Source organism: Egicoccus sp. AB-alg6-2 (genome assembly GCF_041821025.1).
GTDB lineage: Bacteria > Actinomycetota > Nitriliruptoria > Nitriliruptorales > Nitriliruptoraceae > Egicoccus.
In genome coordinates, this window is the sequence record NZ_JBGUAY010000005.1 from 383,622 (window position 1) to 408,216 (window position 24,595).

The 24,595-nt window shown below is 73.3% G+C and carries 20 protein-coding genes and 1 pseudogene; 12 read left to right on the forward strand and 9 right to left on the reverse strand.

What is annotated here, in order from left to right:
- Positions 1-16: 16 nt before the first annotated feature.
- Entirely contained in the window at positions 17-1,714 is a 1,698-nt protein-coding gene (locus tag ACERMF_RS11215; protein WP_373669169.1) for a glycerol-3-phosphate dehydrogenase/oxidase, read from the forward strand.
- Positions 1,715-1,737: 23 nt separating this feature from the next.
- Here ACERMF_RS11215 and ACERMF_RS11220 read toward each other — a convergent pair whose 3' ends face one another.
- Positions 1,738-2,652 (reverse strand): acetamidase/formamidase family protein, encoded by a 915-nt coding sequence (locus ACERMF_RS11220; RefSeq protein WP_373669170.1) that lies wholly within the window; start codon positions 2,650-2,652, stop codon positions 1,738-1,740.
- Positions 2,653-2,743: 91 nt separating this feature from the next.
- On the opposite strand from ACERMF_RS11220, the gene ACERMF_RS11225 reads away from it, so the two are divergent.
- Both ACERMF_RS11225 and ACERMF_RS11230 read left to right on the forward strand, forming a co-directional pair.
- A complete protein-coding gene (locus ACERMF_RS11225; RefSeq protein WP_373669171.1) occupies positions 2,744-3,544 on the forward strand; it encodes an SURF1 family protein in 801 nt (266 codons plus the stop codon).
- Positions 3,545-3,793: 249 nt separating this feature from the next.
- Entirely contained in the window at positions 3,794-4,474 is a 681-nt protein-coding gene (locus ACERMF_RS11230) for a response regulator (RefSeq protein WP_373669172.1), read from the forward strand.
- A 15-nt stretch (positions 4,475-4,489) separates the two neighbouring features.
- On the opposite strand, the pseudogene ACERMF_RS11235 reads toward ACERMF_RS11230, so the two are convergent.
- Both ACERMF_RS11235 and ACERMF_RS11240 read right to left on the reverse strand, forming a co-directional pair.
- Positions 4,490-6,226, reverse strand: a pseudogene (locus ACERMF_RS11235) (HAMP domain-containing protein); the annotation flags it as partial.
- Positions 6,189-7,439 carry an extracellular solute-binding protein gene (locus ACERMF_RS11240; RefSeq protein ID WP_373669173.1) on the reverse strand — a complete coding sequence of 417 codons (1,251 nt, stop codon included), beginning with the start codon at positions 7,437-7,439 and terminating at the stop codon, positions 6,189-6,191. The gene ACERMF_RS11240 and the pseudogene ACERMF_RS11235, both read right to left, overlap by 38 nt.
- A 135-nt stretch (positions 7,440-7,574) precedes the next feature.
- Here ACERMF_RS11240 and ACERMF_RS11245 point away from each other — a divergent pair, with 135 nt between their 5' ends.
- From ACERMF_RS11245 to ACERMF_RS11255, 3 genes are read left to right on the forward strand one after another with little or no spacing between them, the layout of a single operon-like run.
- Positions 7,575-8,450 carry a dihydrodipicolinate synthase family protein gene (locus ACERMF_RS11245; protein WP_373669174.1) on the forward strand — a complete coding sequence of 292 codons (876 nt, stop codon included), beginning with the start codon at positions 7,575-7,577 and terminating at the stop codon, positions 8,448-8,450.
- A gap of 21 nt (positions 8,451-8,471) precedes the next feature.
- Positions 8,472-9,212, forward strand: a complete 741-nt coding sequence (locus ACERMF_RS11250; RefSeq protein WP_373669175.1) for an N-acetyltransferase family protein — start codon at positions 8,472-8,474, stop codon at positions 9,210-9,212.
- 9 nt (positions 9,213-9,221) lie between these two features.
- Positions 9,222-9,860: a YitT family protein gene (locus ACERMF_RS11255; RefSeq protein WP_373669176.1), complete on the forward strand. Its 639-nt coding sequence runs from the start codon at positions 9,222-9,224 to the stop codon at positions 9,858-9,860.
- Here the strand turns inward: ACERMF_RS11255 and ACERMF_RS11260 are convergent, their stop codons facing one another.
- From ACERMF_RS11260 to ACERMF_RS11270, 3 genes are all read right to left on the reverse strand, one after another.
- On the reverse strand, positions 9,861-11,213 hold the full coding sequence (locus ACERMF_RS11260; RefSeq protein ID WP_373669177.1) for a murein hydrolase activator EnvC: 1,353 nt from the start codon (positions 11,211-11,213) through the stop codon (positions 9,861-9,863).
- 128 nt (positions 11,214-11,341) lie between these two features.
- Complete coding sequence (locus ACERMF_RS11265) at positions 11,342-12,649, reverse strand: sensor histidine kinase (protein ID WP_373669178.1); 1,308 nt, start codon at positions 12,647-12,649, stop codon at positions 11,342-11,344.
- Entirely contained in the window at positions 12,646-13,365 is a 720-nt protein-coding gene (locus ACERMF_RS11270; protein ID WP_373669179.1) for a response regulator transcription factor, read from the reverse strand. The genes ACERMF_RS11265 and ACERMF_RS11270 overlap by 4 nt, the downstream gene beginning before the upstream one ends.
- Before the next feature lie 202 nt (positions 13,366-13,567).
- Between ACERMF_RS11270 and ACERMF_RS11275 the strand changes: the two genes are divergently transcribed.
- Positions 13,568-14,755 (forward strand): S1C family serine protease, encoded by a 1,188-nt coding sequence (locus ACERMF_RS11275; protein ID WP_373669180.1) that lies wholly within the window; start codon positions 13,568-13,570, stop codon positions 14,753-14,755.
- Positions 14,756-14,805: 50 nt separating this feature from the next.
- Here the strand turns inward: ACERMF_RS11275 and ACERMF_RS11280 are convergent, their stop codons facing one another.
- The gene (locus ACERMF_RS11280) at positions 14,806-15,582 is read right to left on the reverse strand and encodes an SDR family oxidoreductase (RefSeq protein ID WP_373669181.1); all 777 of its coding nucleotides are present in this window, start codon (positions 15,580-15,582) and stop codon (positions 14,806-14,808) included.
- A 135-nt stretch (positions 15,583-15,717) separates the two neighbouring features.
- On the opposite strand from ACERMF_RS11280, the gene ACERMF_RS11285 reads away from it, so the two are divergent.
- Complete coding sequence (locus tag ACERMF_RS11285) at positions 15,718-17,535, forward strand: acyclic terpene utilization AtuA family protein (RefSeq protein ID WP_373669183.1); 1,818 nt, start codon at positions 15,718-15,720, stop codon at positions 17,533-17,535.
- On the opposite strand, the gene ACERMF_RS11290 is transcribed toward ACERMF_RS11285, so the two are convergent.
- Both ACERMF_RS11290 and ACERMF_RS11295 read right to left on the reverse strand, forming a co-directional pair.
- A complete protein-coding gene (locus ACERMF_RS11290) occupies positions 17,517-18,491 on the reverse strand; it encodes a hypothetical protein (RefSeq protein ID WP_373669184.1) in 975 nt (324 codons plus the stop codon). The two genes, ACERMF_RS11285 and ACERMF_RS11290, sit on opposite strands and share 19 nt — an antisense overlap.
- A complete protein-coding gene (locus tag ACERMF_RS11295; protein ID WP_373669185.1) occupies positions 18,488-21,583 on the reverse strand; it encodes an SNF2-related protein in 3,096 nt (1,031 codons plus the stop codon). Before ACERMF_RS11295 ends, ACERMF_RS11290 begins: the two co-directional genes overlap by 4 nt.
- 247 nt (positions 21,584-21,830) lie before the next feature.
- Between ACERMF_RS11295 and ACERMF_RS11300 the strand changes: the two genes are divergently transcribed.
- The 4 genes from ACERMF_RS11300 to ACERMF_RS11315 all read left to right on the forward strand — a co-directional run bounded on the left by ACERMF_RS11300 (position 21,831) and on the right by ACERMF_RS11315 (position 24,595).
- Positions 21,831-22,109 carry a hypothetical protein gene (locus ACERMF_RS11300; RefSeq protein WP_373669186.1) on the forward strand — a complete coding sequence of 93 codons (279 nt, stop codon included), beginning with the start codon at positions 21,831-21,833 and terminating at the stop codon, positions 22,107-22,109.
- Positions 22,110-22,281: 172 nt separating this feature from the next.
- Positions 22,282-23,442, forward strand: a complete 1,161-nt coding sequence (locus ACERMF_RS11305) for a MarP family serine protease (RefSeq protein ID WP_373669187.1) — start codon at positions 22,282-22,284, stop codon at positions 23,440-23,442.
- 46 nt (positions 23,443-23,488) lie between these two features.
- Entirely contained in the window at positions 23,489-23,959 is a 471-nt protein-coding gene (locus ACERMF_RS11310) for a PPOX class F420-dependent oxidoreductase (protein ID WP_373669188.1), read from the forward strand.
- Between the two features lie 18 nt (positions 23,960-23,977).
- Positions 23,978-24,595, forward strand: coding sequence for a DJ-1/PfpI family protein (locus ACERMF_RS11315; protein ID WP_373669189.1), 618 nt, complete (start codon positions 23,978-23,980; stop codon positions 24,593-24,595).

Here is a 24,595-nt window from a genome sequence, read left to right on the forward strand (position 1 = left end):
TCGGAGCCCATCCATCGTGGCAAGCGTCGCCCTCTCCCCCGAGCGCCGTCGGCACGACCTCGGCCGCGTCCGCCAGGAGGTGTTCGACCTGGTCGTCCTGGGTGGCGGGGTCACGGGCGCCGGCGTCGCCCTCGACGCGGCGACCCGGGGGCTCACCGTCGCGCTCCTCGAGCAGCGCGACCTCGCGGCCGGCACCTCCAGTCGATCGTCGAAGCTGATCCACGGCGGTCTGCGCTACCTCGAACAGCTCAACTTCTCGCTGGTCCGCGAAGCACTCCGCGAGCGTGGGCTGCTGCTGCAGGACCTCGCGCCGCACCTGGTCCGGCCGGTCTCCTTCCTGTATCCGCTGCAGCACGGTTTCGCGGAGCGGGCGTACGTGGCCGCCGGTGTCACGCTCTACGACACGCTCGGGGGTGCCCGCCAGTTGCCACGGCACGAGCACCTCTCTCGCCGCCAGGCGATGCGCCTGGTCCCGGCGCTCCGCGGGGACGCGCTGACCGGTGCCGTCCGCTACTGGGACGCGCAGGTCGATGACGCCCGGCACACGATGGAACTCGGCCGCACCGCCGCGTCCTTCGGCGCGGCCGTCCTCACCTCGACGCGGGTGACCGACCTGCTGCGCGAAGGGGAACGGGTCGTCGGGGTCGTCGCGCGCGACCAGGAACGGGGCGAGGACCTGCACGTCCGTGGGCGGCAGGTGGTCAACGCCACCGGCGTCTGGGCCGACCGCATCCAGGAGATGGCGGGCCGTGGGCGCATCCGGGTGCGGGCGTCGAAGGGGATCCACCTCGTCGTGCCGAAGGACCGCATCCACGCCGACAGCGGCATGATCCTGCGCACGGAGAGCAGCGTGCTCTTCGTCATCCCCTGGGGTCGTCACTGGCTCATCGGGACCACCGACACCGACTGGGACCTCGATCTGGCGCACCCGGCCGCTTCGGCGCGCGACATCCAGTACCTGCTCGACCGCGTCAACGGCGTCCTTCGCACCCCGCTCACGCATGCGGACGTGGAGGGTGTCCAGGCCGGCCTGCGTCCCCTGCTCCACGGCGAGTCCGACGCCACCAGCAAGCTCTCGCGGGAGCATGCCGTTGCCCAGACCGTCGCCGGCATGATCACGATCGCGGGCGGCAAGTACACGACCTACCGCGTGATGGCCCGCGACGCCGTCGACGCGGCCGCACGCAACCTGCCCCAACGCGTCCCCCGCAGCGTGACCGACCGCACGCCACTGCTGGGCGCGCACGGCTGGCACGCCCTCTGGAACCGGCGACACCGGCTCGCGGAGGAGGTCGGGCTCCACCCCAGCCGCATCGAGCACCTGCTCGGCCGCTACGGCGCCATGGTGACCGAGGTGCTCGACCTGCTGGCGGACCGCCCGGAACTCGGCGCCCGCATCGCGGGTGCCGAGGACTACCTCAAGGTCGAGGCCGTCTACGCGGCGAGCCACGAGGGCGCGCTGCACCTCGACGACCTGCTGACGCGCCGTACCCGGATCTCGATCGAGACGTTCGACCGCGGCCTCGCGGCGGCCCACGACGTCGCACCGCTGATGGGCGAGGTGCACGGCTGGGACGCCGACGACATCAGCCGCGAGATCGAGCACTACGAGGCACGGGTGGCCGCCGAGGTCGAGTCCCAGCGCATGCCGGACGATCGAACGGCCGATGCCGCCCGTATGGGAGCCCGGGACGTGCGGGTCGGCGGGACCTGAAGCGCCGGCCGCCGGGACGGGACTCACCCGAGCACACCGAGGTCGAGATCCAGGCCGACGACCCAGTTCGGCGCGTCGACCACCTCGAGGATGCGCAGGTGGGCGGCCACCGAGCACAGCGCGTAGGCGTCCGAGGGCGCCAGTCCGTGGTCGGCCCCGAGCCGCTCGACCATGGCCAGCGTGGCCTCCCGTCCACCCGCGTACAGATCGGGTCCGACACCGGTGGTCATCAGGCGGCGACCAGCGGCGGACGACGTGCCGGCGGGCGACTCGATCTGCGGCGCCGCCAGCCTCGGGCCGCGCCGCACGCCGACGCGCAGACGCACGCGAGCCGTCGTCTCGACGGCGGTTCCGCACACCTCGCCGTCGCCCTGCGCGGCGTGTGGATCGCCGACCGAGAGCAGGGCGCCGGGCACCTCGACGGGCAGCAGCAGGGTCGCGCCGACGCCGATGTCGCGACAGTCGAGGTTGCCACCGACGTTGCGCGGCGGGATGACCGAGTGGGGCCCGTCGGCCGCCGGAGCCACCCCGATCGTGCCGAGGAACGGACGCGCCGGCAGCCGGGCCACGTCGCCGAACCGGACCACCCCGTCCGCGATCTGCGACACGACGACGTGGGGATGCGGGAAGACGTCGGCGAGCAGGCCGAACCCCGGGATCACGGCCGTCCAGCCCGTCCCGCCGGGCTCGAGGTCGAGGATCTCGACGGCCAGGACGTCCCCGGGCTCGACGCCGTGGACGAACACCGGGCCCGTGAGCGGGTTGGCCAGCGCCAGGTCCAGGGCGGTCACGTCGGCGGGGACGGCGTCGGGGCCGAGCTGGCCGCCGAAGCAGTCCGCGAGCACCATCTCCACCACGTCGCCGGGCGCGATCTCCGACCGGGGCAGCAGGGAGCGGTCCCAGCCGTGGTGTCCGTCGCGGTGGTGGAGGGTGTGCATCGTGTGACTCCGGCGTCGGCCACGCCGACGGTAGGTGCACCCGGGGTACGCCGGCCGGGGCCGACCGGTGCGGCGGTACCCTGCCGCGACGATGTCCAGGTTTCTCCTGCGCCCAGCCGCGCTCCTCAGCCACGCCCTGGTGCTGTTCGTCGCCGTGGCGTGTGTCGCGCTCGGCCAGTGGCAGCTCGATCGCCTGGCCCAGGTCCGCGCCAACAACGCCCTGCTCGAGCAACGGCTCGAAGGGGACGCCGTGGACCTCGCCTCGCTCGTCGACGAACGCCCGGTCGACGAGGAGGGCCTCGAGTACCGACGGGTCACGGCCCGGGGCACCTACCGCCCCGCGCAGGAGGTCCTCCAGCGTGGCGCCCAGCACGACAACCAGCAGGGATTCTCCGTCCTGACCCCCTTCGAGCTCGAAGACGGCGGCGTGGTGCTGGTCCGCCGCGGATTCGTCCCCGTGGCGTTCGACGAGCCCCCGGTCGCCGAAGCGGCACCGCCCGACGGTGTGGTCGAGATCGCCGGGTTGCTCGAGCGGCCCGTGCCCCAGCCGGCCGTCGGGCCGCAGGACCCGGCCGAGGGCGAACTCGCACGCGTCTTCCACACCGACACCGCACGGCTGGACCGACAGGTCGAGGGGGAGCTGTATCCGATGGTGCTGCGGGTGCAGACCGATGCGGCCGTGACCTACGACACCCTGCCGGTGCCGCCGGGGCCGCCGGTGCTCGACGAACGCAACCACTTCTCGTACGCGATGCAGTGGTTCTCGTTCTCGGTGTTGGCCCTGGTCACGTACGGCGCCTGGTTGTGGCAGCGCGCGAAGGGCCGCGACGACGAACGGGGAGCCGCCGCGCAACCCGCGCCGCCCCCCGAACGCGCCGAGCTCTCCGGCTGATCGGCCGCGGACGGTCCCGCGGGCCGTGGCCGCCCCCCGCGCGGCCACCGACCCCGCGGGGCCCTCTACCGTCCGCGCCCTCACCCGAATTCGGGTGTCTGCCGTGCCGAGCGCATGCACATGATCGCACGCTCGGATACCGAGCGGAACCGTGCGGCCATGTGCCTTCGGGTGGTGGTGCTACCACCACCGTCCGCCGCCTCAGCGGACGACCTGGACCCGTAGGCTGCAGACGATCAGGAGGCGCCCGTGCCGCAGAACTCCCGTACCACCCTGCTCATCGCCGAGGACGACTACCTCGTCCGTGAGGGGGCACGGTCGGTGCTCGCGGCGCATCCCCGACTCGAGGTACTGGGTGCGGCGTCCGACCCCGAGGGGATTCTCGAACTGCTCGAGGTGCACGACCCGGACGTGGTGATGCTGGACATCCGGATGCCCCCGACGTTCACCACCGAAGGCATCGAGCTCGCGCACCAGATCCGCGCCGAGCGCCGCGGCACCGGCGTGGTGGTGCTCTCGCAGCACGCCGACCCCGAGTACGCCCTCGAGTTGCTGCGACACGGTTCGGACGGCGTCGCCTACCTGCTCAAGGAACGCCTCGGTGACGCCGACCGGCTGGTCCAAGCCATCGAGGAGGTGCGGGCCGGCGGCTCGATCCTCGATCCGCGCATCGTGGAGGGGCTGCTCGAGGCCCAGCGTCGCCGCACGGCGTCGAAGTTGGCGGGACTGACGCCACGCGAACTCGAGGTTCTGGCGATGATGGCCTCAGGACGAGGAAACCTCGCCATCGCCCGGGAGCTCTCGATCACGGACCGATCCGTCGAGAAGCACACCAACTCCATCTTCCGCAAGCTCGGCCTGTCCGAGGAACTCGAGCTCAACCGCCGCGTCGCCGCCGTCCTGTTCTACCTGCAGCGTTCCCGCGACTGAACGCCGCATCGGCAACAGCGCCGTCACCGACGTGCCCTCACCCGGGTGGGACAGCAGCTGCAGGGAACCTCCGAGGGCGTTGACCCGGTCGCGCAGGTGGACCACGCCGCCCGAATGCGTCGTGTGCTCGGGACGGAAACCGACCCCGTCGTCGTGGACGCGTACACGCAGCATCGCGCCCTCGTGCTGCACCTCGATGCCGATTCGACGGGCCTGGGCGTGCTTGAGGGCGTTGGCGACGGCCTCGGAGATGAGGAAGTAGGCGTTGGTCTCCACCGTCTCGTCGATCCGCGGCAACGGGTCGGGCGTGAGCGTCACGTCCACGGGGGTCGACGAACGGCTCGCCAGGCTGTGCAGCGCGCCCCCGAGCCCGCGGTCGCGGAGGATGGAGGGGAACAGCGCCTGGCCCGTCGCCCGCAGCTCGTCGAGGATGCCGTCGATGGAACCCGCCAGCCCGTCGGCCACCTCGTCGACGTGATCGGGCTGTTCGCGCAACCGCTGACGGGCGGCGCCGACCTGCATCCGCAGCACCACGAGCTGCTGCTGGATCCCGTCGTGCAGGTCCTGGGCCACGCGTCGACGCTCGGCGTCCTGCACCCCGACGATGCGTCGGGCGGCTTCCTGCAGGGCTTCGGCCTGCCGGCGGATGACCACCAGCTGGGCCCGCAGCGCACGCCGCATGTGCTCGAGTGCGCCGGCGAGCGAGCCGATCTCGTCGCGCCGGTCGATCTCGAACGAGCGCTCGAGGTCGCCGCCGGCGATCGCGGTGGCGGTGTCGGTCAACTGCACGATCGGGCGGGTCATGACCCGGGCGAGCGCGAACGCGAGTGTCCCCCCCAGCGCGACGAGCAGCGCCACCATCAGCACGCGCGTGCGGGCCAACCGCCCGTCCAGCGCGGCCAGGGGGTCCGCGGTGACCAGGGCGATCGCGGCCGGCTCACCCCAGGCCCGCTCGGCGCCGATGGCGACGTAGCGGACCAGCCTGCCCTCCCCCACCTGCTGGACCGACCGTTGCAGCCGGGGGTCGCCCGGCGCCGGCTCGCCGATGCCGGCGCCGTCGGAGGACGCGATCACCCGATCGTCGACCACCAGCTCGACCCGGTCGACACCGGTGCGCCGGACGAGGTTGAGTGCCCACAGGTTCGACAGGCGTTGTCCGACGACGATCAGCAACTGCTCGTCGAGCCAGCGAACCGGAACGGCGTAGACGAGACCCCACTCGCCGTTCTCGAGTTGCACGACGCGTTGGCCGCGGAGATCGGCAAGTCCCATCAGGGCGAACTGCTCCGCCGTGGGTGGCGCGAGGGTCGTACGGCCCGGGAGGCGCTGCAGCACGTCGCCGGTGCCGAGGTCGACGACCGCACCGAGTTCGAGGTTGGCGTCGCTGGTCCCGACCGTCGAGAGCACGTCGGCCAGCCCGCGTTCGAACTCGGCCTGATTGGTGGCGGCCGACGACAGCTGCTGCGTGAGCGTGCCGAGCAGCAGGTTGATGCGCGTGCCGTCCTGCAGCACCTCGAAGTGGAGGGCGTTGCCCTGCTCCGCCGTCATCAGCTGCGCCTGGGCTTGCAGCGCCTGACGGGTCAGGCGCGTCTCGAGCGCGAGGGCGACCGTGCTGGCCAGCACCAGGACGGTCAGGAACGCCGCCAGGATCCGGAACAGCAGCGGCACGTCCCGCCCGAGCGGCGATCGCCACCTGCTCATCCGCCTCCCTCGGTCACGGGTCAGGCTGGGACGCCAGCCAGGTCTCGGCATAGCGTTGCAGGCCGGCCATCGCCTCGGCCGGGGTCTCGCGTCCCGTCAACGCCGAGTTGAGGGCCTCGGTGAACGCCTGCGCCACCTCGGGATAGGCGATCAGGGGCATGACGCGCGCGTTGGGGAGCTGCTCGACGAAGGCGGACAGCAACGGGTCGTCGGCGAACAGCGGCGCGTCGAAGACCCGGGTGCGCGCCGGCAACCGCCCCTCCTCCTCCGCCAGGCGCAGCGCGACGTCGTCCTCGATCAGGCGCAGCATCAGGTCGAAGGCGAGGTCGGGCTGATGGGCACCCCTCGGGACGAACAGGCTCGAGCCCCCGAGAACCGTCAGCGGTCGGCCCGGATCCGCCTGCGGCAGCGGCAGCACGGTCACCTCGACCTCACGCGACGGGTCGCGCGCCACCACGTTGAGGTCCCACGACCCCGTGGCGTGCGTGGCCACCTCCCCGGTGGCGAACGCCTGCACGGAATCGGCGGCGAGGTCGGGACCGTAGGGACGCGGGGCATAGCCCTCGTGAATACAGGCGACGAGGAACTCGAGCGCGGCGACCGTCTCCGGCCGGTCGAAGGTGAAGGCCGGGACGCCGGTACCGGGATCGACTCGGACCAGTTCGCCACCGAACGCGCGGATCCAGCCATAGGTCTGCCAACTGCTGGTGGAGACCGGCATCATCCACTTGGCGGCACCGGTGGTCGCCACCGCCTCGGCCGCCGCGACGAAGCCGTCAAGCGTGGCCAGGTCCGCCGGCTCGATCCCGGCCTGGCGCAAGACGCCGGCGTCGGCGAGCAGCACCAGCGCGTTGGTGTCCAAGGGCACGCCATAGGGCCGGCCCAGCCACATCACGTCCTCGATGGCGCCGGGCAGGAACTCGTCGTACGTGAGACCGGCCTGCTCCCACTGTTCGTCGACGGGTTCGGCCAGGCCCGTCGCGGCGGCCGCGAACGCGTGCCAGTGGGCGAGGTCGTAGGGCTGATCCAGCTCCTGCGAGGACGCCACCAGCTCAGGGATCTGCGAGAACGGCACGGCCTGCACCTGCACCTGCACGTTGCCGTGGTCCCGTTCGAACTGGTCGAACACCTCCCGGACCGCGGGCGCGGACGCCCAGTCGTCGGCCATGATCACGCGCACCAGCGCCGGTTCGGGCGGCGTGGCGGCGGCCGAACATCCGGCCACGAGCAGCGCCAACGCCCCACCGATGAACGCTGCTCGCACGTCTCGCCGCCCTTCTTCGTCCCCCGAGCCGACGTTCGTCGCCCCGCGAGCCCGTCCCGGCCCACGGCGGCCGTCAGGGTTGCACAGGCAACGGTCACCGTCCACTCGGACGGCGCCGCTCGCTAGCGTGCCGCCATGACCGAATTCCGCATGACGCCCTTCGTCCCGACGGCCTTCCACGACGACGCGACCCTGGACCTCGACGGCCAGGCGGCACTGGCGGCGACGACCGCCGCCGCCGGAGCCCACGCCGTCTGTGCGCTCGGGCTGACCACCGGCGAGATCGGCAGCCTGCGGGCGGAGGAGATCGGTGACGTCGTCGCGGCCACCGTCCGGGGCGCGGGCGGGCTCCCGGTCGGGGCCGGTCTGGGGCCACCCGGACCGGGGAGGTTGGCGCTCGCCCGGCGTGCAGCAGCCGCGGGCGCGGACTTCCTCGTCGCGGCCGTGCCCGGCGGCGCCGCGGCCGGTGACCACCTCGGGGAGGTGGCCGAACTCGGTCTTCCCGTCTGGCTCCACCACCATCCTGCGGCGACGGGTTGCCGCCTGGGCGGTGCCGAGCTCGCCGAGCTGACCGATCAACTCGGCGCCGAAGCGGTGCTCGTCGAGTCCGCCCCGCCCGGTGACGTGGTCGCGGCACTGGCGGGCGACGACGACCGTGCGGTGCTCGGCGGCCTGGCCGCGTTGTTCCTGCCCGAGGAGGTCGAGGCCGGCGCGACCGGGACGGCGGCCGGTTGCGCCGTGCCCGAACGCCTGGCCGAGGTCGCGCAGCGGTACCGCGCCGACGACCGCACCGCCGCCTGGGACGCCTACCTCGAGCTGCTCCCCTGGCTTCGACTCGAGGCCGGCAGTCCCGGGCTGCGCGTCCGGAAGGAGGCATGGCGGCAGCGGGGCGTACTCGGATCGGCGCGCGTCCGCGAGGGCACACCGCTCGGGAGCACCACCAAGGTCGCGATCACGCACCGCCTGCGCCAGGTCGGCGCGGACGTCCGCGCCCCGTTCCCCGGCAGCTGACCGGTGACCGAAGGAAACCCCGTGTCCCGCGCCCCCGACCACGTCGAAGCCGACGAATGGCACCGGCGCGTCGAACTGCGTGACGGCACGGCCGTGCTGCTGCGACAAATCCGCCGCGAGGACCGGGAGCGGCTCGCGGCGGGTTTCGCGCAGCTCTCACCCGCTTCGCGCTACCTCCGCTTCCACAGCGCGATCGACGCGCTCTCGGAGGAGCAGCTGACCTACCTCACCGAGGTGGACCACCGCGATCACGAAGCCGTCGTCGGCGTCGACCTCGACCGCCCCGACACGCCCGGTGTCGGGGTCGCACGCTACGTACGCGAGCCGTTCGAGCCCGAGGTCGCGGAAGCCGCGATCACCGTCGCCGATCCCTACCACGGGCAGGGGGCCGGCACGCTGTTGCTCGGCGCGCTGACCGATCGTGCCCGCGCCAACGGCATCGCGGTGTTCCGCAGCTACGTCCTCGACGGAAACCACGCCATGCTCGAGGTCTTCGACCACCTCGGCGGCATCCGACACCCCGAGAACGACCGGCTGTGGCGGGTCGACCTACCGCTGCCCGATTCGCTCAGCGAGCTGCCCGACTCCGCCGCGGGCCGCGCCTTTCTCGCGGCCGCCCGGGGACAGCGACACCTCGTCAGTCTGTTCCCGCCCGTCTGGAGCCGGCTCAAGGGCCGACTGCGTGATCGCGGCGAGGACACCGACGAGTTGGCCGAGGTCCGCGAGGACGTCGCGAACTGGCTCGAGGACGAGCCCGGGTAACGTCCCCCCGTGCTCCCCCGTCCCCCGCGCCACGAACTGCGCCGCCGTCTTCCCCGCCTGCTGGTGGGCCTGGTCCTGTGCGGGCTCGGCATCGCCGTCATGGTCGCGGCCGAACTCGGCCTCGGGCCCTGGGACGTGCTCCACCAGGGGCTGTCACGGATGACTCGCATCCCGATCGGGACGGTCGGCATCCTCGTCGGACTCGTGGTCCTGCTGGCCTGGTTGCCCTTGCGGGAGCGGCCCGGCGTCGGCACGGTGCTCAACGTCGTCGTCATCGGCGTGGTCATCGACGTGACGCTGCTCGTGCTCGACACGCCGAACGCGTCGTGGCTGCGTTGGCTGTACATGGCCGCCGGCCCGGTGCTCTTCGGGGTCGGCTCGGGGTTCTACATCGGGGCGGGGCTCGGTGCCGGGCCGCGGGACGGGATCATGACCGGGCTCGCCCGGCGTGGCCTGTCGGTCGGCTGGGTCCGCGGCTGCCTCGAGATGAGCGTCCTGGCGCTGGGCTGGCTGCTGGGCGGCACGGTCGGCATCGGCACGGTCGTGTTCGCCGCCACGATCGGACCGATCGTGCACGTCACCCTTCCGCGGCTGGCCATGCAGGACGTCCCCGAGCATCCCCCGCCGGGCGCCCGGTCGGCGAGATGACTACCGGCACAGCGGCGCGACACTCGGGTACGGGTTGACCCAACCGCCACCATGGCGACGGCCGAGGTGCAGGTGCGGCGGGGTCGTCCGCGCATTGCCCGTGTTGCCCACCGTCCCGATCTGTTCGCCAGCGGCGACGGGCGTACCGGGCGCGATGCCGGGCGTGATGGTGTCGAGGTGGGCGTTGTACCACTCGCTGCCGTCAGCGGTGCGATAGGTGACGGTGATGCCACCGAGGCTGGTGGGTGAGTCGACGGGCGTGGTGCGCACCACGACGCCGGCCGCGATCGCCACCACGGGCGCGCCGCGGTTGGCGAAGATGTCGGTGCCCTGGTGGCTGCGACCGCCGGACCGCGGATACCCCCAGTCGTTGCTGAAGTCCCGGCCGGCGACCGCGCCGACCACCGGGCAGTAACCGCCGTCCACGTTGGGACCACCACCACCCGCGGCGCCTGCGGCCGCCTGGTTCCGGGCGATCTCCTGCGCGCGGCGTTCGGCCTCCTCCTCGGCACGGCGTTCGGCGAGCTCGGACTGCAGCTCGGCCTGGCGCGCGTCGACACGGGCGAGCAGCGCTTCGGTCTCCTGCGCGTCGGCCTGCAACGAGGCCAGCACCTCGCGTTGCCGCGCCTCGTCGCGAGCGATCAGCGCGGTGAGCTCGGCAGCCTCCTCGCGCAGTCGCTCCACGACCTCGAGCGTGTCGGCGGCGTCCGCGGCCGCCTGGCTGGCACGCGACCGGGCCCGGGCGGCGTCCTCGGCCTGACCGGCACGGGCATCGCGGAGCCCGAACACCCGCTGCACCGTCGACTCCTGGGTGTCGACGACCACGCGCAGCTGCTTCAGGCCGACGGCGAAGGAGTTGGGGTCGTCGGCCCGGCGCAGGACCTCGAGAACCATCGCACCACGGGTCGCGCCGACGGTGCCGTACTTGAAGCTCTCGACGAGTTGGTGGGCGAGCACGCTCTCCTCGAGGCGCAGCTCCTCCTCGGTGCGGGCCAGGATCGCCTCGGCACGCTCGTGGGCGGCGTCGGCGGTGACCTTCCTCGCGCGGGCCTCCTCCAGGGCGGCTTCGGCGAGGGCCACCTGCCCCTCAGCGGCGCGCAGACGACCGCGCGCGTCGGCCAGCTCCATCGCCAGGTGCGCCAATTCGTCCTCGGCGTCGAGGATGTCGGCATGCACGGCGCCGAGCTGCTGGTTGAGCTGGGCGCCCTCCTGCGCGGTCCGGTCGAGTTCCTCGGCGACCTCGTCGCTGCTGCGCGGCTGCGCGCCGGCGGTGGCCGGCAGGACCGCGAGGGCCGTCGCCAGCACGGCGACGGCACGCCAACGGCTGGCGCGGCAGGCAACGGGAGCGGTCACGAGGTCCTTCACGATGGGATCGGCACGCGCCGGGGCGCGTTCGGCACGCAGGGACAGGCGCGGGCGCCCACCCGTCGACGAGACGGTACCGCCCACCTTCCCCGTTATCGGCCATCTCGGCCGCGAACTCAAGGGTCGGTACTCCCCCCTGGCAACAGCAGGCAGGCCGCGGTACCGGTCGGATCGATGGTGACGGTCAGTTCCCCACCCTCGGCGCCGATCAGCGCGCGTGCGAGCGGCAGGCCGCGCCCGCCCGTGGCGGCCGGAGCGTGGTGTTCCCCCGTCGCCGCCGGCGCTCGTGAGCGAGCGGGTCCCTCGTCGAGCACGCACACCCGAACGGCCCCGTCGGGCTCGTCAGGGAGCGCCGGCGCCACACGAACGGTGATCGTCCCGGTCCCGTGACGCAGGGCGTTGTCCAGCAACACCTGCAGCGCCTGGCCGACCGCACCGGCACGGGCCCGGACCGCGGGGACAGGCAGCGCCTCGAGGACGACCCGCCGGTCCTGCTGGGCGGCGAGTTCCTCCCACACCGGCAACCGCTCGCGCACCAGCCCCCCGAGGTCGAGGTGGTGCGCGGTGGCGTCCGGCCGGGTGAGTGCCACGAGTTCGTCGATCGTGGATGCCAACCGGTCCGCTTCGTCGAGCGCCGCCTGCACCGAGGGATCCGCGCCGGCGGCGGCCGAGGTCTCGAGGTGCAGCCGCAGCGCCGTCAGCGGGGTACGCAGCTGGTGCGAGGCGTCCGCCGCGAAGGCACCGGCCCGCTCGACGGACCTCCCGAGACGTTCCGCGGTGTCGTCGAGCGCGTCGGCGATGCGGTCCGCCTCGGGCAGCCCGCTGCGTGGCGCCCGGGCGGAGAAATCCCCCTCGCCGAGCCGGCCGGCGGAGGTGGCCAGCTGCTCGAAGGGGCGCGCCAGCCGCCGTCCGAGCGCCCACGCCGCCACGGCCGCGGATCCGGCGACGACGGCGGCGACGACGGCGATCAACAGCCAGGCCCGGCGGACCTGCGTGTGCACCGGTCCCGGGTCGGTCGTGGCGTGCAGGACCAGCGGCTGACCACACACCAGCGTGGACAGCCGCAACGCGACGGCGATCCGCTCCTCGTCGATGTGGCGGCCGGGACGTCCGGCGCCGGCGTCGGCGACCTCGGGGCCGAGCCTCGGACGCCCCGCCGGCCCGGTCGTCGCGACGAGCCGCCCGTCGGCGCCGATGACGGCGACCGCCAGGGGCAGACCGCCGGCCCTCGCGACCAGCAGCTGCAGTTCGGCGCAGTTCCGCGACGCGTCGAGGAACAGGCCGAACGGCTCGACGGTGCCCTGCAGGGCGTCGAGTGCGCGGGCCTCGAGCAGACCGCGGACGGACCAGGCCAACGGCAACGCGAACGCCAGCAGCGCGCTCAGTACCAGGGCCACCGCCGACACGAGCAGCCGCTGCCTCATCCGCTGCCACCCGCCGCGGTCTGGTCCTCGGCCTCGAAGCGCAGTCCGACACCCCTTACGGTGCTGATGTAGCGCGGCATCGCGGGGTCGTCGCCGAGCTTGCGGCGCAGGGACGAGACATGGACGTCGATGGTCTTCGACGCACCCATCCAGCGGGTGTCCCACACCTCGCGGGCCAGGTCGTCGCGTGTGACGACGTTGCCGGCACGCGAGACGAGCAACGCCAACAGGTCGAACTCCTTCGGCGCCAGGTCCAGTTCGACCCCGCCGCGCCACGCCCGCCGGGCGCCGATGTCCACGGTGACGTCGCGCACCACGACCTGGCCGACGGCGGGACGCGTCGCGGCGGCGCGGCGCAGCAGCGCCCGCAGACGGGCCTGCAACTCCGCGAGCCGGAAGGGTTTGGGGACGTAGTCGTCCGCGCCGGCGTCCAAGCCGACCACCACCTCGGTCTCGCTCGTTCGGGCCGTCAGGACCAGGATGGGCAGGTCCGCCCCGAGGTCGCGACGCAGGCGGCGGCACACCTCGATGCCGTCCATGTCGGGCAAGCCGAGATCGAGGACGACGGCATCCACCTCACGGGCGGCCACCAACGCCTCGCGGCCGGTCGCGACCCGCACCACCCGGTGACCGCTCGACGACAGGGCGGCCACGAGCGGCCGCGCGATCCCGTCGTCGTCCTCGACCAGCAACACCCGCGCCGGTGTCTCGCTCAACCTCGCCTCGCCTGGCTCGGGGACCCACGGCAGCGTACGACGGTCGGGCGCCGTGCGGTCGCCTGCCCGCCGGCGGATGGACCGCCCTCACGGAGGTTCACCAATTCCTTACCCGGCGTGTGGAACGACCTCACCGCGGCGTTCCTACCGTCGGGTTCCGACGCCATGCACGGCACCGCCGCCGCCACCGAAGGAGCACGACGTGGACCTCGACACCGCGACCCGCCGGTCCGAACACGCTGAACCCACCGACGGATCACACCGGTCGGCCACCACGCCGCTGCCCCCGCCGCCGCCCGGTGCTCGTACCGCCGAACGCGCGCCGGGTCTGCGCGCCCGCCACCTCGTCGCGGTCGCCGCCGCCGGGGCACTCGGCGCCGGTGCCGTCGTCGTGCCGGTCCAACTGCTCGACGACCCCGCCCCCGTTGCCGCGTCCGCGGACCCGGGCGACGCCGACGTCAGCGGCGCGTCGGACACGCCCGGGAGCCTCGTCGGCGGCATCGCGCAGCAGGTCGCGCCCTCGGTCGCACGCGTCGATGCCCGCGGGGCCACGGGCAGCGGCTCGGGATCGGCGGTCGTCTACCGCACCGACGGGGTGCTGGTCACCAACCACCACGTCGTGGCCGACGCCGTCGAGGTGAGCGTGACCCTGCCGGACGGCGAGCGCCTACCCGCCGAGATCGTCGGGACCGACCCCTCCTCCGACCTCGCCGTGCTGCGCGTCGACGCCACCGATCTCCCTGTGCCGATGTGGGCCGGCGCGGACGACCTCCCCGAGGTCGGCGACACCGCCGTGGCCATCGGCTCGCCCTTCGGACTCGACGGCTCGGTGACGTCGGGCATCGTCAGTGCCCTCGGCCGCACCGTCACGACACCGCAGGCCGCCCTGGTCGACCTGCTGCAGACGGACGCCGCCATCAACCCCGGCAACTCCGGTGGGGCCCTGGTCGACGGCGCCGGTCGCGTCATCGGCGTCAACACCGCCATCGCGAGCAGCAGCGGCGGCAACGACGGCATCGGGTTCGCGATCCCGGCCGGCACCGTCCGCAACGTCGCCGACCAGCTGCTGACCGACGGGGCCGTCCGGCACGCCTTCCTCGGCGTCGCGGGCCAGACGGTCGACCGGGACGTCGCCCGCCTGTACGGCCTCCCGGTCGAGCAGGGCGCGGTCCTGGCCGAGGTCCCCGACGGGCCGGCCGCCGACGCGGGTCTGCGCCCGGGGGACATCGTCATCCGCATGGACGACCACGAGGTCGCGACCATGGCCGAGCTCGCCGGCCGGATCCAGCAGTACCGACCCGGCGACGAGGTGCAGGTGACCTATCTGCGCGACGGCGAGCAGCGGACCACGACGGTCACGCTCGGCGAGCGGCCGACGGCCGGCGGCTGACGAAGAGCCGGGTCCGTGGTGCGCCGACACCGGCGCACCACGTCTCCGCGTCAGGCCAGGGTGGCGTGGCCGCCGTCGACGGGGATCACCGCACCGGTGGTGTAGGCGCCGGCGCGCGAGGCGAGATAGATCGCGATGCCGGCCATGTCCTCGGGCTGACCGACACGGCCGAGCGGGATCGCGGCCGCGACCTCCTCCTCGTGCGCCATGATGACCTTCGTCATCTTCGACGGGAACAGGCCGGGTGCGATCGCGTTGACGGTCACGTGGTCGCGGGCCAGGAACTTGGCGAGGTGCCGGGACAGCTGGTGCACGGCCGCCTTGGACGCCGAGTAGGCGTAGCTCTCGAAGGTCGGCACGTGGAACCCGCCGTCGATCGACCCGATGTTGATGACCCGGGCCGGGTCCTGCGGGGAAGCCGCCGCCCGCAGCCGCGGCGCCAACGCCTGGGTGAGCAGGAAGACCGAGCGGACGTTGAGGTCCATCACCTTGTCGTAGCCCGACTCCGGGTACTCGTCGAGCGGCGCGCCCCAGGTGGCGCCAGCGTTGTTGACGAGGACGTGGATGCGGTCCTCACGCTCGGCGAGCTGGCCGGCCAACTGCTTGACCCCCTCGGTCGTGGAGAGGTCCGCCGGGAGGGCGATGCAGCTGCCGGTGTCCGACAGTTCGCCGGCGAGTGCCTGGCAGGCCTCCACGGAGCGCGACGAGATGTACACCCGGGCGCCCGCGGCCACGAAGCCGCGCGCGATCATCTCGCCGATGCCGCGTGAGCCGCCGGTGACGACCACCACCTTGTCGCGCACCGAGAACAGCTGTCCGACGTCCATGGGTCTCCTGCCGGGATGGCCGCGACGACCGTAGTCGGCCGCGTCCGGGTGGGACGATCCGGGAGGCAGCGTCCCACTTCGCTAGCGTCGAGGGGCTCCCGTGGCTGGGGGCCTCACGGACGCCGGAGGACCGCCTTGGACGCCCCACTGCGGATCGCCAACTGCTCCGGTTTCTACGGCGACCGTCACGCGGCGGCCGCCGAACAACTCGAGGGCGGCCCCATCGACGTCCTCACCGGCGACTACCTCGCCGAGCTCACGATGCTCGTACTGTGGCGGACCCGCCAGAAGTCCGGCGTCGGGTACGCCCGCACCTTCCTGCGGCAGATGCGCGACGTCCTGGCGCCGTGCGTGGAGCGTGGGACCGCGGTGGTCGTCAACGCGGGCGGGCTCGACCCGGCCGGACTCGCGGGCGCCCTGCGGGAGCTCGCCGCGGCATTGCGCCTCGACGTGGCGGTCGCACACGTCGAGGGCGACGACCTGTACCCCAGGTTGGACGGTCTCCGGGCGGCCGGGCACCACCTCGTCAACCTCGACACCGGGCAGCCACTGGACCGGCTCTGCGGCCCCGTCGTGTCCGCCAACGCCTACCTCGGTGGTTGGGGCATCGCCGCCGCGCTCCGCGAGGGCGCCCAGGTGGTCGTCACGGGCCGGGTCTCCGACGCCAGCCTGGTGGTCGGCCCGGCCGCTGCGCACTTCGGTTGGCAGCGCACCGACTGGGACGCGCTCGCCGGCGCGGTCGTCGCCGGACACGCGATCGAGTGCGGCACCCAGGCGACGGGCGGGAACTACCCCTTCTTCACCGAGATCCCGGGTATCGAACATCCCGGCTTCCCCATCGCCGAGGTCCATGCCGACGGCTCGAGCGTCGTCACCAAGCATCCCGGGACGGGCGGCCGCGTCGACGTCAGCACGGTGACGGCGCAACTGCTGTACGAGATCGGCGCCCCCGGCTACCTCAACCCCGACGTGACCGCGCACTTCGACACGATCACGCTGCAGCAACAGGCTGCCGACCGCGTCCGCATCCACGGCGTGCGCGGTACCCCGCCACCGTCGACCTCCAAGGTCTCCCTCAACGCCGTCGGCGGGCATCGCAACCGCGTGACGTTCGTGCTCACCGGGCTGGAGATCGAGGCGAAGGCCGACCTCGTGCGGCGCCAGCTCGAGCCGGCGCTGGAGGCGGCGGGCCCCGAACTGGTCGACTGGCGGCTGGTCCGCGGCGACCACGCGGACGCCGAGGACAACGCCGCCGCCACGGCCACCCTCACCCTCACCGTGCACCACCCGCGACCCGAACCGATCGGTCGGGCGCTCGCCAGCGCCTGCGTGGAACTCGCGCTCGCGTCCTATCCCGGCTTCACGGTCACGGCACCACCGACCGACGCGGAGCCCTTCGGCCGCTCGTGGCCGGCCACCGTCCCGTCCCACCTCGTCGAGGAGGCGGTCGTGCTCCCCGACGGGCGGCGCATCGAGATCCGCCAGACCGGGGCCGACCACGGACGCGACGGGGCCGCGGATCCGCCTGCCGGCGGTGGCGGGCACGCAGCCGGAGGCGATCGCCCCGACCACGCCGACCACGCGACCCACCGGTTGCCGCTGGGGCACCTGGCCGGCGCGCGGTCGGGCGACAAGGGCGGCACCGCCAACGTCGGCTTCTGGGTCCGCGACCCCGACCACTACGCCTGGCTGCTGGGTGTCGTCGGCACCGTCGACGCCGTCCGCGCCCTACTGCCCGAGGCGGCGGACCTCCCGGTCGAGGTACATCACCTGCCAAACCTCCGGGCGGTCAACGTCGTCCTCCCCGGACTGCTCGGCGACGGGGTGGCCTCGTCGACCCGTCCCGACCCCCAGGCGAAGGGGCTGGGCGAGTACCTGCGTTCACGCCTGGTACCGGTCCCGTTGCGTCTGCTGGGCGGGGAGGCGACCGCGCCTCAGGACGTCGCCCGGTAGCGGGCCCGCTCGCCGGTGCCCGTGCGCAGCACCGTCCCGGCGTCGAAGAGCCGGTCGAGGTGCTCGCGAACCTGGTCCTCGTCGCGCCCGAGCGCCGACGCCAGCGAGGCGACCGTGCCGACGCGCTGCGCCCGCAACTCCGCGAGCAGCACCTGTTCGTCGGCGGCCTCGCTGCCCTCGCCCGCGGCCAGCCGCCAGGCGCCGGCAGCCGCCCGTTCGATGGTGGCGACGTAGGGGTCGAGGTCGTCGACGCCCGGCGGCGGTCCGAGGCGCTGGAACAGGGCCGAGGGGTCCTCGACCGGCGTGGGGTGCAGCGCGATCGCGTCGAGATCGCCGCCCGCGGCGTACAGGCCGCGTCCGAGGTCGAGTTCGTCGGTGACGAGCGCTGCGCCGCCGCCGCGCTGTGCCCGCAGGTCGCGCAGCAGACGGTCGTGGTCCCGCCCCCGCAACCGCAGCAACACGAACGGGTCGCGGTCGATGGCCGCCCCGGCGACGGTGTAGACGCCGGCCGCGTGCCGGCACAGCTGGTGCCCCTCGTCGCAGCTGCACCGGAAGCGCAGGTCCTCCGGTCGGGGCAGCACCCGCACACCGGCGTCCGCGAGCACGTCCGCGACCCCCTGGGGCAGTTCACCGTCCAGCAGCGCCGCCGTGAACCGCAGTTCCGCGGCCAGCACGCCGGTGGCCCGCACCCACGCCGCCTCGGCCGGTGGTGGCCAGTGGATGGTCACCTGGCACGGCGCGGAGCGGTCCTCGCGGACCGTGCCGCTGACGACGCCCGGCTCCACGCGCACGTCGGTGACCGCGCCACGCCTGGCCAGCCCCTGGCCCCGCTGGACCCGACGGGCGTTGGCGGCACCCGTCGCGTCGAGCACCTCGAGCCACCGCTGTCCCCACCAGCGGCGTGGATCGACCAGGTCGCTCGGCCCGCCACCGGGTCCCACGATGCCGCTGCTCACGCCCGGCCACCGGGGATGGAGGTCAGCATCGGCCGCTGCGGCGCGACCGACGGCGCCTCGTCGTCGTCCTCGTCCGCGAGGTCGTCGGTGGACAGCGACACCAGCTCGCGGAGTTCGTCGTCGCCGAGCTCGGTGATCCAGGTCTCGCCCGTCTCCACGACGGCGTCCGCAAGTGCCCGCTTGCGGTCGAGGAGCGCGGCGATGCGTTCCTCGATGGTGCCCGCCGTCACCATCGTGTGGACGGTCACGGCCCGCGTCTGGCCGATGCGGTGGACCCGGTCGGTCGCCTGGTCCTCCACCGCGGGGTTCCACCACCGGTCGAAATGCAGGACGTGGCTGGCGCGGGTGAGGTTGAGGCCGGTGCCCCCGGCGCGTAGCGACACCAGCAGGATCGGTGGTGCGTCCTCGTCCTCCTGGAACCGATGCACCATCGCGTCACGCCGCGGCAGCTGCAGGCCGCCGTGCAGGAACGGCAGCTCGGGCACGCCGAGCTCCGCGCCGAGGTGGCGCACCAGGAGCTCGCCCATCTCGCGGAACTGCGTGAAGACCAGGGCCCGCTCGTCGTTGTCGACGATCTCTCCGAGGATCTCGGTGGCGCGCGCGAGCTTGCCGGAACGGTTGGCGAGCCGACGGTCACCGTCGGGCCCACCCGCGTCGCGCAGGTACTGGGCCGGGTGGTTGCAGATCTGCTTGAGGGCGGTCAGCAATGCCAGGATCCGGCCGCGACGCTCGAACGCGGTACTGCCCAGCCCCTTGCCACTGAAGGCCTGGTCGATGGCCGCCTGGTACAGGCTCGCCTGCTCCCGGGTGAGCGAGCAGTTGACCGTCAGTTCCTGCTTGGGCGGCAGGTCCACGGAGACGTCGGGATCGGCCTTGCGGCGTCGCAGCACGAACGGCGCCACGAGGCGTTTCAGACGCATGGCGGCATGTTCGTCGTGCCACCGCTCGACCGGGACGGCGAACCGCTCGTTGAACGAGCGTTGCGAGCCGAGCAGTCCCGGGTTGGTCACGTCCACGATCGACCACAGCTCGGCGAGCCGGTTCTCGATGGGTGTGCCCGTCATGGCGATGCGTGCCCGCGCCGTCAGCGACCGCGCGGCCCGGGCACCCTTGGACGCCGCGTTCTTGATCTGTTGCGCCTCGTCGAAGACGACCACGTCCCAGTCGATGTCACCCAGCATCCCGATGTCGCGTCGGAGCAGCGCATAGGAGGTGACGGTCACGAAGCCGGGCTTGAACGCCCGCCGAGACACGGGTCGTTCCGGACCGTGGTGGCGGACGACCGGCACGTCGGGCGCGAACCGTTTCAACTCGCGTTCCCAGTTCCCGACCACCGACGTCGGGCACACGACGAGGTGGGGTCGGTCCTGCGGTCGCGAGGTCAGCAGGGCGATCGCCATCAGGGTCTTCCCGAGGCCCATCTCGTCGGCCAGCACCCCGCCCATGCCGAGCTCGGTCAGCTGCTGCAGCCACGCCACGCCGCGCCGCTGGTATTCGCGCAGGTCCCCGTGGATGTGCTCGATGCGGGCCTCGCCGGGTTCCTCGGTGCGGCGCAGCCGATCGATCAGCTCACCGAGTGCTCCGTCGGCCACGGCGTCGACCCAGCCGACGTCTGGCACCTTGTGCTGCCCCGAGAGCGCGGCCGCGAGCGCCTCGGTGAGCTCCAGCGACGCGGTCTGGCCGGCGAGCTCCGCCATGCGGTCGACCTCGTCGAGGTCCACGCGGATCCAGTTGCCCCGCCAGCGGACCAGCGGCTGCTTGAGCGCGACGATCTCGGCGAACTCGTCCGCGCTGAGCGCGTCGTCACCCAGCGCCACCTCGTAGCGCAGGTCGGCGATCGAGGACAGTCCCAGGGGGTTGGCGCCCTCGACCCGTGGCGCGAGGTCGGTGCTCCGGCCGATACGGATCCGCAGACGCAGACGCTGTTCGCCCGCGTCGCGCAGCTCGGGCGGTACCTCGACGCCGATGCCGCCGGCCGCCAACGCGTCGGCGCCCTCGCTGAGCAGGTTCGCGACCTCGGTGGCCCGCAGATCGAGCCCCTCGGGGCGGGCTTCGGACAGACTGCGGTCGATGGGGGCGTACAGGCGGGCGGCGCTCGCCAGACCGCGCACGAGGGTCGCCTCCGGATCGGGCAGACGCCGGCCGCCGAGTTCGAGTCCGGCGCCCCCACCGGCCCACACCTGCGCGGCCTCGACCCGCGACTGTGGGTCGATCGTGGACTGCAGCAGGTAGGTGAGGTGCCAACTCGATCCGGATGCCGACAGCCTCGCGGCGACGTCCGTGGCACCGTCGTCACCGACGACGGGTGGTTCGAGGCGGACGGCGAGGCGCGCCACGGCCTCGCGGTCGCCTCCGAGCAAGGGACCGGCCCAGTCCTCGATCTCGGCGGCGACTTCGTCGGCCGGCACCCGCAGGTGCCCGACCGTCGGGTCACTTCCCGCGAGGGCATCGGCCCACATCTCCTGCCAGGGCCGACGTGGCCCACGTCGCCGCGGGTCGAGCTCGGGACGCCGGCCCTCGCGTGCACAGGCGTCCGCCACGGCGTCCAGGAAGGCACCGAGCAGTTCGCCGGGTCGCCACAGCTCACCCGACGGACGCCGCACGGCGTGGGCGGCCAGTGGGAGGACCGCGGCCAGTTGCGCCACGCGGGTGTCCGAGGGCGCCGCGACGCGCCAGGAGGCGAGACCCGACGTCGGATGGTCCCCGGGGCGGAAGGTCGGCAGCATCCGGCCGGCCGCCACCGACTCGAGCGCCAGCTTCGCCGCGACGCTCCACGCCAGCACCGAGGCGGCCGGGCGGGCCCAGGCCGGCCAGTCGGCACCGGGCGGAAGCGCGGCCAGACGCCGGACCACCGGCAGCAAGGCCACGATGCGGGCCGGGCGGTCCCGCGGTTCGACGGCACCGTCGACGAGGTCGATCGTCGTCAGCGTGCCGGACTCCCCCTCGGGCAGTTCCAGGCCGCGCATGGCCTCGAGCAGGGCGTCGTCGCCGGGCGACGCGCCGTCGTCGGCCGCCGGCAACCACACCGCGAACACGCCGGAGGCGGGCACCAGCTCGCCGGGCACGAACGTCAACTGCGCACGCTCGGCCAAACGCGGACTCCTCACCACAGACGGCCCACGAGCGTAGCGGTCCGCGCCCGGGCGACCGGTGGGGCGCTCGCCGCGGGAAGACAACCCACCCCTCCGAACGTTGTACGGACAGGGAATCCCGCCCGGTCCCGTCCGGGCGGTCACCCCGAAGCCCCTGACGGCACACCCGCGAGACCGTTTCCTACGAACCACGGGGGAACGACTCGCCATACTTCCCGCTCCCCACCCCCTGTTACGGAGGTTGATCGTGACCGACGCGACCCAGACCACGGCCCCCCCGCGCCAGGCCGGATCCACGCGGACGGACACGCCTCACGGATCGGTCATCGACTGGCTGCACACGGAGTTCCCGGGTTGGCAGTTCAGCGTCGATGAGACCGCGACCTGGGAGGGCGACGCCCGCCCCCTGTGGATCGCCCGTCGAGGCGGCCACCACCCGCAGTCCGAGCTGACGGCGGCCAAGCTGCACACCCGCCTGACCGAGTACCTCGAACGCGAGGCCCGGCGGACCGCGCACACCAACTGAGCGTTCCTCCGCTCCTGACACGACCACGGCGTCCGCGCGAGCGGACGCCGTTCTCGTTCTCCCCCGCCCGGTGCGTCCAGCGCTCCTGCTCCCGCCCTCCAGCGCTCGTGGGAGCGCCCGCTCGTCCCGCGCAGGAGCGGGCTGCTGACGTGTCGTGGCTACGGTTGTCCCCGTGAACCTCCTCGATGTCCTGCTGGTGCTGCTGGTCCTGGTGGCCATCGGCGGTGGCCTGCGCCTGGGCTTCGTCGCCCGGGCGGCGTCGTGGCTCGGCCTCGGCGTCGGTGTGGCGCTGGCGACGTGGACCGTTCCGACCGCGCTCACCTTCGTCGAGGGTGGGCAGCCGGGTGTGCGCCTGTTCGTCGGACTGATCGTGCTGGCCATCACCGTGACCGTGATCGCCTCGCTGTTCCAGGCGGTCGGACTGCGGGCCAGACGCACCATCGCCGCGACGCCGCTCTCGGGCCTGGACCGCGCGCTCGGGGCCGTGGCGGGCGCCGTCGCGATGGTGGCCGTGGTCTGGTTCCTGCTGCCCGCCGCGGCACAGGTGCCCGGCGAGGTGTCGCGGCAGGTGCGCTCGTCGACGCTGGCCGCGACGATCGAGCGTTCGACGCCCGAACCCCCCGACGCCGTCCGCGCGATGCGCAACCTGGTCGACACCAGCCGCTTCCCCGAGGTCTTCGCCGACCTGCAGCCGGCACCGGTCACGGGGCCGCCCCCCGAGGACATCCCGGTTCCGCAGGACATCGTCGACCGGGCGACGGCCGCAACGGTCAACGTCGAGGCCGACGGCTGCAACCGGCGCTACGAGGGCTCGGGCTTCGCCATCGCCGCGGACACCGTGGTGACCAACGCCCACGTCGTGGCCGGCGCGGAGGACGTCGTCGTCAAGCGGCCCGACGGGGAACAGCGCTCGGCGACCGTGGTGGTGTTCGACCCGGACCGGGACCTTGCGATCCTCGCCGTGCCCGAACTCGGACAGGACCCACTGTCCACCGCCCCGCCGGAGGTCGGCGCGGACGGCGCGGTCATCGGCTACCCGGGCGGCCAGGACACCCCGCGGGTCGCTCCCACCCGCGTGGACGACCAGCGCACCGCCGTCGGTCGTGACATCTACGGCCGGGACCGCACCGAGCGAGAGGTGCTGTTCCTCTCCTCCGCCCTCCAGCAGGGGGACTCGGGCTCGCCGGTCATCGACGTGGCCGGCAACGTCAACGGGGTCGTGTTCGCGATCAGCCCGGACAACCCCACCGTCGCGTTCGCGCTCGCCCTCAGTGAACTCGAGGCGATCGTCGCAGCGCCGCGCACGCCCGGCGAGACCGGCCCCTGCATCTGATCGGTGCCGTCGCGGCAGGACGGTCCGGTCGGTCTACGCTGACGACATGAGCCCCACCTTCGCCACTGCCGACCGCGTCGATCGTGACGCGATGCTGGCCTTCGTCCGCCCGCGTCACCACGTGGTGTTGACCACCTTCCGCAGGGACGGCTCGCCACAGTCTTCGCCCGTGTCCGCGGGCGTCGACGCCCAGGGACGCCTGGTCGTGGCCACCTATCCCCAGCGCGCCAAGACCCGGAACCTGCGGCGCGACTCCCGTGCCAGCGCGGTCGTGCTCTCCGACGACTGGAACGGCCCGTGGGTCCAGCTCGACGGCCGCGTCGAGGTCCTGGACGTCCCCGAGGCGGTCGAACCACTGGTCGAGTACTTCCGGGCCATCTCCGGCGAACACCCCGACTGGGACGAGTACCGGCAGGCGATGGTGGGGCAGGGCAAGAGCCTGCTGCGGCTGACGATCGAGCGCTGGGGCCCGATCGCCACCGGCGGCTTCCCACCCGAGCTCGCCGAGCGCGACTGACGGCGTTACGAGGACCGCGTGACTCTGCACATCGCCCTGCTGCTGTTCGACGGCTGCGACCTGCTCGACGTCGGCGGGCCGTACGAGGTCCTGCTGACGGCGAACCGACTGGCGGTGCGGGCGGGCGACGAGCCGCCGTTCGCGGTCACGACGGTGGCCGTCGACGACCGGCAGATGACCGCGTACGGGGGCCTGGGTCTGCGGGCCGAGGTGACGCTCGAGGACCTGGGACCGGTGGACGTGGTCGTGGTCCCCGGCCTCGTCGACGTCGCGGCCGGGACCGGGGACGCGCGGCTGGTCGAGGCCGTACGCGAGTTGGTCGCGGCCAGCGAGGTGGCGACCTCGGTGTGCACGGGATCGTTCCTGCTGGCGGCGGCGGGTGCGCTGCGGGACCGGCCCGCGACGACCCATCACGAGGACCTCGAGGCCCTCGGCCGGCGGCACGACGTCGGATCCGTGGTCGCCGGGCGCCGGTGGGTCGACACCGGCGAGGTGGTGACCGGAGCCGGGCTGTCCAGCGGCATCGCGCTCGGACTCCACCTCGTCGACCGGTTCGCCGGCCGGGATCTCGCCACGGCGACGGCCGCCCAGATCGAGCACGCCTGGGACCCCGAGGGCGCCGACCAGGTGGTCTGA